General features: G+C 65.0%; 7 protein-coding genes. 3 read left to right on the top strand and 4 right to left on the bottom strand.

From position 1 onward, the window contains the following. Positions 1 to 154: 154 nt before the first annotated feature. Positions 155 to 4,159 (top strand): PilC/PilY family type IV pilus protein, encoded by a 4,005-nt coding sequence (locus QZ501_RS13305; protein WP_295720153.1) that lies wholly within the window; start codon positions 155 to 157, stop codon positions 4,157 to 4,159. Positions 4,160 to 4,162: 3 nt separating this feature from the next. On the opposite strand, the gene QZ501_RS13300 is transcribed toward QZ501_RS13305, so the two are convergent. From QZ501_RS13300 to QZ501_RS13285, 4 genes are all read right to left on the bottom strand, one after another. Next, a complete protein-coding gene (locus tag QZ501_RS13300; protein WP_151441221.1) occupies positions 4,163 to 5,284 on the bottom strand; it encodes an HD domain-containing phosphohydrolase in 1,122 nt (373 codons plus the stop codon). A gap of 74 nt (positions 5,285 to 5,358) precedes the next feature. Then, on the bottom strand, positions 5,359 to 6,831 hold the full coding sequence (locus QZ501_RS13295) for an ABC transporter permease (RefSeq protein ID WP_160897717.1): 1,473 nt from the start codon (positions 6,829 to 6,831) through the stop codon (positions 5,359 to 5,361). Between the two features lies 1 nt (position 6,832). Further along, positions 6,833 to 7,483: an ATP-binding cassette domain-containing protein gene (locus QZ501_RS13290; RefSeq protein ID WP_160897718.1), complete on the bottom strand. Its 651-nt coding sequence runs from the start codon at positions 7,481 to 7,483 to the stop codon at positions 6,833 to 6,835. Then, the gene (locus QZ501_RS13285) at positions 7,483 to 8,340 is read right to left on the bottom strand and encodes a putative selenate ABC transporter substrate-binding protein (protein WP_295720149.1); all 858 of its coding nucleotides are present in this window, start codon (positions 8,338 to 8,340) and stop codon (positions 7,483 to 7,485) included. The genes QZ501_RS13290 and QZ501_RS13285 overlap by 1 nt, the downstream gene beginning before the upstream one ends. Before the next feature lie 195 nt (positions 8,341 to 8,535). Here QZ501_RS13285 and senB point away from each other — a divergent pair, with 195 nt between their 5' ends. Continuing rightward, positions 8,536 to 9,516 carry a selenoneine biosynthesis selenosugar synthase SenB gene (senB, locus tag QZ501_RS13280; RefSeq protein WP_295720147.1) on the top strand — a complete coding sequence of 327 codons (981 nt, stop codon included), beginning with the start codon at positions 8,536 to 8,538 and terminating at the stop codon, positions 9,514 to 9,516. 132 nt (positions 9,517 to 9,648) lie between these two features. Further along, positions 9,649 to 10,995: a selenoneine synthase SenA gene (senA, locus tag QZ501_RS13275; protein ID WP_295720145.1), complete on the top strand. Its 1,347-nt coding sequence runs from the start codon at positions 9,649 to 9,651 to the stop codon at positions 10,993 to 10,995. Positions 10,996 to 11,066 lie beyond the last annotated feature (71 nt).

The following is an 11,066-nucleotide window of genomic DNA, read 5'->3' as shown; positions in this document are numbered from 1 at the left end:
CGCCGGCGGGCAGATGGAAGGCTATCGGGTCATCGTGCGCTCACGGGGTGCCACGGGACACAGCGACCGGATCCTTGAAGGCTATTTCGCGGCGGATCTGAGGTGAGCCGGTGGCATCGAACACAAGAAGAACAATGGGCAGGAGCAGGCAATCATGGCGGTAACCGCAGTACGGGACAGAATCCTGACGTATCTGCTCGGAGTCAGTCTGCTGGTTCCGGTGGTGGCAGCGGGGGCGGAAAACAGTGGCTTTGCCCAGTCACCGCTGTTCCTGAATGAGCCGGCGGCGGACAGCATGGCGTTTGTGCTGGACGATTCCGCCAGCGCGGATTTTGAGCTGCAGGTTCCCGGCACCCGGCAGGGGGCCCTGGAGAGGGATGGCTTCAGCCGCTGGCTGGGGGAGCTTCTGGACGGCAGCGATGTGAATCTGTTCGAGTCGATCGCCCAGCCGCTGCTCCGCGATATCCGCTATGGGTACCTGTTCGAGCCGGGCCTGGTCGACACCTACGACGGCCGCCGCATCAATCCGGAATACCACGTCGTGCCCCCACTGGCGAAGTTCGGGTTCCTGCGCTCCGCAGCCTGGAACCCCCAGTTCTACAACCCCGGGGTGGATTACGAGCCCTGGCCCTACCCGGTTCCGGACGGAATGCACACAATGCCTCCGGCCAGCACCAGCGACCCGAAGCTGGACCCGCTGTATGGGCAGCGGATGAGCGAGATGCGCTCGGACAGCGGTTTCGCCAACTGGCTCAGGGATGGCGCTGATTTCCTCAGTGATGTGGAGTGCTTCCTGACCTCCTGGTTCACCGGCTGTGAGGCGAACCGGCCCATGCTCGATGTGCAGTACCGGCCCTTCACGGTATCCGGTGAGCTGCGTGATGCGGTCAAGGGCGTACTGGACTCGGCGGGCACCTCGATCAAGGAGAGCACGCTGGGCCTCAGCCCCGGCTCGACATTCCTTGACCGGAGCGCCTGTGCGATTGATGAATTCCGCAATGACTTCGGCACCGTTGTGGGCGAAGAGACCCTGTTCAACCAGAACAGCGTCTGTATGCCGCATGTGCAGGCGAGTTACTACGTGCCCCAGAAGACCGGCTCCTACCGCTGGGAGGGCGACCTTTTCGGTGTTCTCGGAGAAGGGCAGTGCGGCAGCCGGCAAAGTGATGACTTTGTTGAGTTCATCGAGAACTTTGATCAGGAGGCACTGCGGTTCGAGGACGCGCAGGGTAACCAGTTCCCCGGAGCCCTGGCTCCTGACGGCACCTGCCTGCGGCGGGTGAACCTGAGCGATCCGGATGCCGTCCGGGACCTTGTGCAGGAACGCTACGGCCGCACCTACGAGGAAGAACTCCAGAACTTCGCCAACTGGTTCACCTACCACCGGCGCCGCCACCAGTCCCTGAGGGCGGCACTGGGGGAGACAGCGGTGCGGGTGGATAACCTGCGTGGGATGCCGGTGCTTACCAACAGCGCCTCCGGGGACCTGCCCCTTTACGACCTGCAGGACCGTTCCGGGAACGGCGGGCTGGACCGGTTCCTGGCGCAGATCTACACGGGTTATAACGGCGCTACGGATGAGCGGACAGCGCCCCTGCGCAGCACCCTCAATCACGTCGGGGAGCAGTTTGAGCGCAGCGACGACAATGCCCCTGTGACCGCCTCCTGCCAGCAGAACATCGCGGGCCTGTATTCGGACGGCTACAGCACCGATGGCACAGTCAGTGCCGTGGGCAATGCCGATGGCGGCGCTGGTGAGCCCTTTTCCGACGGCGCCAGGGGAACCCTGGCCGACGTTGCCTGGAACTATTACGACGAGCTTGAGGTCCCCGGCCTGGAAAACGGCAATGTGCCGGTTCCGGACGCCTGCAGTGAGCGTAACCCAGCGGGCTGGCTGGACTGCAACCGCGACCTCCACCTCAACACCTTCGGGGTGACCACCGGCCACCAGGGCGCCAATGTCTGGGGCTGGCCGATGCCCGGCACGGACGATGGCTATGAGCGGCGCAGGGATGCGCACCAAGAGCCACCCCAGTGGTGGCCGGTCTCCACGGATCGCCCGGGAGATAACCCCGGCAGCGCCGCCCAGCGGGATGATCTCTATCACGCTGCGACCAATGGTTTCGGGGAACTGTTCAGTGCGGATGATGCCGTGAACGCAGCCTCTTCGCTCAACAATGCCCTCAATCGCCCCAGCACCCTCAACGCCTGGGAGTCCGCCGCAACGCCCGAGGCGGTTGAGATCTCGCAGCGCGAAGGGCTGGTCTACAGCGCCTCCTTCAATCCCCGTGACTGGGAAGGTCGACTGACCGCCCGGCGCGCGGATCTCACCGCGACGGACAGTGACGACCCGCAGGACCAGGTCCTCGGGGAGGTCCTGTGGGATGCGGGCACGGCCCTGGATGAACGCAATCTCCAGAGCAACCCGCGTACCATCCTCACGGCCGGTGCCGACGGGGAACCCGTGGCGTTTGAGCCGGACAACCTTGATCAGCTGCCCGATGAGGCCCGGGCCGATCTGAGCGCTGGCGGCGACCGTGCCACCGCCGAGGATCGCATTGCGTACCTGGCGGGCCGGCGCAACCTTGAGGGGGAACGGTTCCGCGAGCGCGGCGGCCGTCTGGGCGATATTGTCCACTCGAATCCGGTCCATGTGGGGCGGCCCGCCATGGGGTGGCCGGACGAGGCCCCCTACGGCACGGAAGATGACCGCTACTCGGATTACCTGGCCGCCCAGAGGGACCGGGAGCGCACCATCTACGCGGGTGCCAATGACGGCATGCTGCACGCCTTTGACGGCACCCCGGATGACTCCGGCGGTGGCGAGCGCTTTGCCTATATCCCGTCCTTCGCCTTTGATGACGCGGAAAGCCGCGGCTTCAGCTACCTCACGTCACCGCAATACCAGCACCGCTACAGCGTGGATCTGGCGCCGGCGGTCTCCGATGCCCACATCCAGACGGATCCGGATGCCGGCCCTGAATGGCACTCGGTGCTGGTGGGCGGCATGCGCACCGGTGGCCGGGGCCTGTTCGCACTGGATGTCACGGATCCCGATGTGGCCAGCTCCGACTCGCCCGAGGACCTGCTCCTGTGGGAGTTCCAGCATCAGGACCTGGGGACCCTGAACAAGCCCGTGAACATCGTGCTCATGCCCTGGGATGACGGCCACGAGTGGGTGGCCGTGTTCGGCAACGGCTACAACGCCCCCAGTGGCCGTTCCGGCGTCTTCATGCTGCGGCTGGAGGGCGGCCTGGACGGCGAATGGAGCCGGGGCACGGATTACCGCTTCATCGAGACCGGCGGTGATGGTCTGCCGGGCGTGACCTCGGACGTGACGCCAGTGGATACCGATCGCGACCGGGTTCCGGACCGGCTCTATGCCAGCGACCGCGAGGGCCGTATCTGGGTCCTGGTGGAGAACAGTGGCAGCTGGGTCGCGAAAGACGAGCCCCTGTTCCGCACTCCGGGAGGCCAGCCGATCACCACCGGCGTGACGGTGACCGGCAACCGCTTTGTGCCGGACGAGGACAGCAATGCCCCGAACCTGCTGGTGTTCTTCGGCACCGGCCAGTACCTGAGCACCGGTGACCTGAGCGACACCACCACCCAGTCCTTCTACGGGGTCTGGGACCATGGTGGTACGGGAATCAGCAGGGATCAGCTGCAGGCCCAGGATCTGACCGAATCCGTGGCCGGGCAGACCCGGACCCGCAGCCTCAGCGGCGATGAAGTGGCCTGGGGCCGGAATCCCACGGATGACCACGGCTGGTACTTCGATTTCGATACCCGCATCGGTGAACGGGTGGTGGAGCGGCCAAGGCTGCGCAACGGTCAGCTGCGGTTCAATACCACCATACCGGAGACGGATCCATGCTCCGCCGGTGGCAGCAGCTTCCGCATGTTCGTGGACCTGGACGGCTCCAACCCGGACGACCCGAACGTGGACGATGACAATGACGGGGAGCTGGAAGATGAGCCCAGCGCGGGCACCGAGCATGATGACGGCCTGCTCAGCGGTGGCAGTGGCCTGCTGGACGTGCAGGTGGACAATTCCACGGATGAGGAGAAGGATGAGGAGACCCGGATCACCCGGACCAGCGAACCCGCCATCCGGCGTGGCCGGCTGGGCTGGCAGGAGCTGGTGCGCCCGCGCTGAGCCTCAGCCGTAGCCCCAGAGCAGGGCCAGGTTCAGTGACGGCAGCATGTCCGGCACCAGGGTGGTGCGGACGCGGTAGTCCTCCACGCTGGTGTCGCGCCGCAGTGGTCCCAGGTAGCGCTTGCCCTGGGCATTGAACACCGCCTGGGCAATGGGCGAGCGCGGGGTGCGGCGCCGGTGGGTGACCAGCCCCGTCTCACCATTGGCCAGCTGCACCAGCACGCCCGGCGGGTAGGGTGTGAGCTGCCGGAACACCGCCTCATAGACCATCTGGTGGGGGTCCTCCGCCATGGACTCCAGGATCTCATCCATGGCGTGATCCGCCCGGTAGCGGTTGCGGTAGGCACGCTTGGTGATCATGGCGGTATAGCGTTCCGCCAGGGACAGCACCTTGGCCTCCACCAGCAGCTCGCTGCCGCTCAGTCCCTTGGGGTAGCCCCCGCCGTCAAAGCGCTCATGGTGCTGCTCCACGATCGTCAGCAGCACCTCCTGGTTGATGCCGGCCTTGCGCAGGGCACTGGCGCTGAGTTCCGGGTGTTTCTCGATCACCCGGCGCTGCTCGTCGGTCAGCTTCCGGTTGGAGTTGTTGAGCTTATCCAGGTACGGCAGCAGGGTGATGTTCGCGGTCAGCGCGGCCTGAAGCAGCAGCAGGGTCCGGGTGTCGTCCAGTTCGAAGTGGTAGGCCGCCAGCCAGCAGATGATGGCGTAGAACAGGGTCTGCTCATAGGCCGTGGGTTCCACCGCATAGACGTGCACCAGGCCGATGCAGGCGTCCGCGTCCTGCTGGCACAGGCTCTGGATGCGCCGGGCCAGGTGTTCCAAGCGCTCACTGGCGCGGGCATCCGCGTTCATGATCCGCTCCAGGGCCTGCTCCAGTTCGTACAGCAGGATGGAATACTCGGCGAAGGGGCTGAAGCGCGGCGTGGCATCGTCCTTCTGGCGCTTCTCCGCCTGGCGCTGCGGCGGCTCGTACATGCCCCGCTCATAGAGCCGCTCAAGCTGCCATTCGTTCTGGATGACATACCCCTGGGCCACCAGCAGGTTGCCGGTTTCGTCATAGACTGGCCAGGGCAGTGGCTTACCCACGGTCAGCAGCCCCGGAGCGAGCCGTACCAGATCGGACATCGAATACCTCGTCGGAATACGTCAGGTGTGACAATAAAGCACAGAGGCAATAAAGCACAGACCGACGCCGGATTTTATGCCTCACAGGTTGGCCGGGTTCTCAGTCTCAGCCAGGCCCGGATCCGGCGTGACAGGGCATCCACCCCGATGTTGAGCAGGGCCGTGATCAGGATCAGCACCATGGCCCGGTCAAAACGGATCTCCTGGATGGCGCCCTCCACGTAGAAGCCCAGTGTGGTGATGCCGAGAATGCCCAGGATGGCCGTTTCGCGCATGATGATCTCCCAGCGGTAGAACAGGAACGCCAGGAAGGGGGGATAGACCCTGGGGACCAGCTCCCAGGCATAGCGGTTGAAGCCGATGGGCGCGCCCTTGCGCAGGGGCACCTCATCGCTCATGCGGCCCACCAGATGGCCGATGATGCCACCGTTGTGCAGGGCCAGCGCCACAACTGCGGGCAGCATGGAGGGGCCCCAGAGCTGGAGCAGGAGATAGGCCAGCATGTACTCCGGTGTGGAACGGGCAATGACCAGCAGCACATGGCCGCTGGTACGCCGTACCGGCCCGGTGAAATGCGTGGAAATCAGCGGGAAAGCCAGCAGTGCCAGAACGCCCGTGGCCACCAGTGCCATCTGGGTCAGCAGCAGGGTGTTCCAGATGCCGGGCAGGGCCTGGTTGGCCAGTATCTCCGTGAGCCAGGGCTGGAGCCCCTCCCAGCCTTCACCCTCGCGCAGGGGGCGGGGCACGATGTCCTGGGTCACGAAGCGGGTCACGTTGCCCCAGATAATGGGCAGCCCCTCCCCCAGGAAGAACGGGGCAGCCAGCAGGTAGACGGGCACCAGCCGCGGCCGGAGCCAGAGCCGCATGGTGGCGATCAGCACATAGAACACCAGCAGCAGCGCGCCCACCTGGGAGTAATACCCCTGGGAGAACGCCGCCTCCAGGTGGAAGCCCAGTGTGGGCAGCCCAATGAAGCCGAGTATGGCGGATGAGCGCAGGCCACACTCCAGGCGGTAGGCGGTGTAGGTGCGCAGGTGTGGCCAGGCCTCGGGCACCTGGGTGAAGAAATAGCGCAGCAGGCGGCGGGTGTTCTTCGGAGCCGCCCTCGCCGGCAATGGGTCCGCCTCATCGATGATCTCCGAATAGACCTTGGCGAAGATCCCGGCAAAGGGAATGGCGATGGCCAGAACCCCGGACAGCGGGTGGATCCCAAAGCACTGCAGGAAGATCAGCGCCCAGAAGATCTCATGGATCGAGCGGATGAAGGCGCAGAACGCCCGCACCAGACGGGAGGAGAAAAGGGTGGTCAGCAGGAAGCCGATCACCGCGCCCAGCGCGACCCCGGTAAAGGCGTAGGCCAGGGTGCGTGTGAACGCGGTGAACAGCTCGTTCGTGGCCGTGAGATCCGGTGTGACCAGCCCGTACAGCAGCCGCTGCAGCTCCTGCCAGGGGTTGAGCGTGGTGATCGCCAGGTCCGAGAACGGCAGGCAGGCCAGGGCCACGCCGATGAATGCCAGGGTTGTGAGGCCGGTGCGGGATCGAAGCATGTCAGTAGAGCGGCTGCAGGTCGGCGGCTGTCAGTCGGGCGCTGGGTTCATCCAGGGCGATGTGGCCGTCCTGTATACCGATGATCCGGTCGGAGAAGGCCAGGGCCAGCTCCACATCGTGCAGAGCGATCACCGACGTGGGGTAAGCCTCTGTCAGGGCCGCCATGACGCGCCGTGCCAGCGGGCCGTCCAGCGCGGAGACCGGCTCGTCCGCCAGCAGCAGGCTGCCCTGCTGGTAAAGCGCCCGTGCCACCGCCACGCGCTGGCGCTGGCCACCGGACAGTTCACCGGCGGGTTCGCGCAGCTTATCCCCGAGCCCGAGCCTATCCAGGATACCCTGAACCTCGCCCCTGGGCTTTTTCAGGGGGAACAGCAGGTTGCAGAGGCTGTAGAGGGTGGTGTGGCGGTCCAGCTGTCCCATGTAGACGTTGTGGAACACCGACAGCGTATCCACCAGCCCCAGGTCCTGGGGCATGTAGGCCGTGCCGGATTCCGCCTCGTCGTAGAGCAGGCTGAGCAGTGTGGACTTGCCGGCCCCGCTGCGGCCAACCAGCGCAACACGCTCCCCGGATGCCAGGCTGAGTGAGAGCGGGCCGAGAACCCGCTCTCCTCCATAGCTGGCGGAAAGGTCATTGACGGCCAGTATCGCCATCAGTCGAGCAGACCCGTTTCCCTGCCAACCCGCTTGATGGTCGCGTAATCGTCGTTGCTGGCGGGGATGAACGAGGAGCGCGGGAAGCTTTCCAGCAGCTCCGGATCCTCCATGTTCAGCAGCGCCTGCTGGACCCGGTCGCTGAAGCCATCGCCGAAACGTTCATCGACGTCACCCCGGATGGTCCACTGGTAATCCGGATAGGTGGGCGACTTCCAGATCACCTGGACGTCGTCGGTATCAATCTCACCGTTCTCGACCATTTCTTCCCAGACGCTGTAGTTCAGCGCGCCCACCTGGTAGGAGCCGGATTCCACCAGGCGTGCGGTGCGGGTATGGTTACCGCTGAAGCCGACGCGACTGAAGACCTCTCCCGGCGCCTGGTTGAAGCGTTCGCGGATATAGTGCTCCGGCATCAGGCGCCCGGAGGTGGAACCGCGTGAACCGAAGGTCAGGGTCTTGCCCTTCACCGCTTCCGGGAGCCTGCCGTCGGAGGGTTCAATGCCGGTGCTTTCATGGGCGATGAAATAGCTGCGGAACTCCTGGTCTTCCGCCCCCTGGGCGATGGCCTTCGAGCCCGGCACTGCTTCGCGGGCACGCACGCCGGAAAGGCCGCCGAACCATGCCAGCTGCACCTGGTTGTTGCGGAAGGTGGTTACTGAGGCCGCGTAGGATTTGACCGGGACGAACTGCACCGGTACGTCCAGCTCCGACTCCAGATAGTTCGCGACTTTGGAAAAACGTTCCTCCAGGCTGGTTTCGTCCTGGTCCGGGATGGCGGTGAAGTACAGTGTCGGCGCCGCCATGGCCGGCGTTGCCATAATCAGGGCCGTAAGCAGGCCGGTTATCCATCGCATTGTTCTGTCTCCTTGATTACTGTCGTGTCGAAGGTAACGTAAGGTTCTACGTGTGGCGCGATACCAGCGTTCATCGGCGCCCCCACTAATCTGTAGGAGCGGCCATGGCCGCGATCCCGTTACCCAGAGCCACAAGCCCCGGCACGGGCTCGCGCTCGCGGCCATGGCCGCTCCTACAGCAGGAGGTCGAGTATCTTGCACATCACGCTGATCACCCCCGCCCCGCGCGGTTCCCGCGCGGGCAACCGGGCCACCGCCGAACGCTGGGCCCGCCTGCTGCGGGCCTCCGGGCACCGGACGCGCATTATAACGGAATACGACGCCGAACCCACGGACCTGCTGGTGGCTCTCCACGCCTGGCGCAGCAGTGAGTCGGTGCGCCAATACCGGGCGCATACCCCCTCGGGGCCCCTGATTGTGGCGCTCACCGGCACGGATATCTACCGCTTCCAGCAGACACACCCGGAGGCCACCCGTTACAGCATGGCCGAGGCGGATGCCCTGATCGGGCTGCATGAGCGGGTTGCGGATGACATCCCGAGAGAATTCCATAATCGTCTCCATACCATCTTTCAATCGGCGGAACCACTGCCCAGCCGCAGGGCTCCGGTACAGTCCCGGTTCGACGTGGTGGTTATCGGCCACCTGCGTGACGAGAAGGACTCCCTGCGCACCGCCTGGGCCGCCCGCCAGCTGCCGCAGGAGTCGCGGCTCAACGTGATCCAGCTCGGCCGGGCTCATGATGACCAGTGGCAGGCCCTGGCGGAGCAGGAAGCCCGGGAGAATCCGCGCTTCGACTGGAAGGGGGAGCTGCCCCGCTGGCAGGTGCGCCAGCACATGGCGAAGGCCCGGCTGATGGTGATCAGCTCCGTGATGGAGGGCGGCGCCAATGTGGTCTCCGAAGCCTGCGTGGCAGGCCTGCCGGTGATCGCCTCGGATATTCCCGGCAACGTGGGGCTGCTCGGCGGGGACTATCCCGGGACCTATCCAGTGGAGGACACCACCGCGCTGCGCGAGCAGCTTCTGCGCGCCGAAAACGAGCCGGAATTCCTGGCGGCCCTGCAGAGCCGCGTTGAGGCCCGGGCGCCCCTGTTCCGGCCGGAAGCCGAACAGGCTGCCCTGGAACGGGTGGTCAATGCGGTCATGGACCAATACGGTAAAGAGAATCAAACGTAACCGCCTGGGTGATGCAACATACCCCTGTAGGAGCGCCCCTCGCGCGCGATAGTCTGCGCGATCCGGGGCGCGATCGCGAGCAGGGCTCGCTCCTACAACACAACACGCGATCATTGACGGAGAACGCACGGGATGAACGACCGCGAAAGCCTGATCCACGCCCTACACCATACCCGGGACCGCGTTAAGGACCTGGTCTGCAGCCTGCGCGAGGACCAGCTCAGCGTTCCCTACCACCCGGGCGTGAACCCGCCGGTCTGGGAAATGGGCCACTCGACCTTCTTCTACGAGGTGTTCGTCCTCAACTGGCTGGACGGCACGCCCAGCTACGATCCCTCAATGGACGAGCTCTGGGACTCCTTCCACATGGACCACGAGGACCGCTGGTCGAAGACGCTGTTCCCTTCGCGCGAGGACACGCTCACCTACATGGACACCATCATCCAGCGCATGGAGGACCGCATCCGCAACCAGCCGCTCACGGATGAGGCGCTGTACCTGTACCGCTACGCCATCTACCACCAGAACATGCACGTGGAGTCCATGACCTGGTGCCGCCAGACCGTGGGTTACCCGGCACCGCCGTTCGCGGAGCCCAAGGGCCTGACCGGAGAGGGCGTTGACCAGGATGCGCGCGGCGACGTCACCATTCCCGCCGGCCGCTATCTCATTGGCCTGCCGGCGAACCGGGATTCGGACGCCTACGCCACCGAGGACTTCGGCTTCGACAACGAAAAGCCCGCCTTTGAGGTGGACATGCCGGAGTTCAGCATCTCTCGGACCCTGGTGACCAACGGTGAGTTCCAGAAGTTCGTGGAAGAGGGCGGTTACGAGCGCCCTGAGTTCTGGAGCCAGGGGGGACGCAAGTGGCTGCAGCGTGAGATCAACCTGAACTTCGGCACTGGCGAGCCGCCGCTGATGGGCACCCAGACGCAGCCGTTCCACTGGCGCAAGCGCGATGGCCGCTGGTACGAGCGGGTCTTTGACCAGTGGCTGCCGCTGGAGCCGGGGCATCCGGTGAAGCAGATCAGTTACTGGGAGGCCGAGGCGTTCTGCGCCTGGGCCGGGCGGCGGCTGCCGAGCGAGTACGAATGGGAAGTGGCGGCCCTGGCCAACAAGCCGGGCGAGGAACGCCGGCGTTATCCGTGGGGTAATGAGATGGATCCGGCGAAGCTGGATATGGACCAGCGCTACATGGGCCGTGTGCCGGTGACGGCGTTCCCGGCGGGTGAGAGTCCCTTCGGGTGCCGGCAGATGCTGGGTACGGTCTGGGAGTGGACGGGCAATCATTTCATGCCCTATGACGGCTTCTCGGTGGATATGTATCCGTTCATGTCGACGTTGCAGTTCGCGACGCACAAGACCACCAAGGGGGGTGGTTGTGCGGCGTCGTCCATGCTGATCCGTGGGACTTACCGGCAGGCGTATCATCCGGATCGGTGTGATGTTTATACCGGGTTTCGTACCTGCGCCCTGTAGGAGATGGAATAAAGCGGGCAGGCCTTGATCGGGCCGGAAGGAAGAGGACAACCTCCGCCAATGAAAAACGA

The organism is uncultured Halovibrio sp., from assembly GCF_913056445.1.
Lineage (GTDB): Bacteria > Pseudomonadota > Gammaproteobacteria > Pseudomonadales > Oleiphilaceae > Halospina > Halospina utahensis_B.
Note: the sequence above shows the minus strand (reverse complement) of the source record. Positions and strands in the feature narration are given on the sequence as shown.

Bases quoted from the DNA above. Each gene is read 5' to 3' on its own strand.
- QZ501_RS13285 (WP_295720149.1), bottom strand. From the start codon at position 8,340: ATGCGATGGATAACCGGCCTGCTTACGGCCCTGATTATGGCAACGCCG.
- QZ501_RS13295 (WP_160897717.1), bottom strand. From the start codon at position 6,831: ATGCTTCGATCCCGCACCGGCCTCACAACCCTGGCATTCATCGGCGTG.
- QZ501_RS13305 (WP_295720153.1), top strand. From the start codon at position 155: ATGGCGGTAACCGCAGTACGGGACAGAATCCTGACGTATCTGCTCGGA.
- QZ501_RS13290 (WP_160897718.1), bottom strand. From the start codon at position 7,483: ATGGCGATACTGGCCGTCAATGACCTTTCCGCCAGCTATGGAGGAGAG.
- senA (WP_295720145.1), top strand. From the start codon at position 9,649: ATGAACGACCGCGAAAGCCTGATCCACGCCCTACACCATACCCGGGAC.
- QZ501_RS13300 (WP_151441221.1), bottom strand. From the start codon at position 5,284: ATGTCCGATCTGGTACGGCTCGCTCCGGGGCTGCTGACCGTGGGTAAG.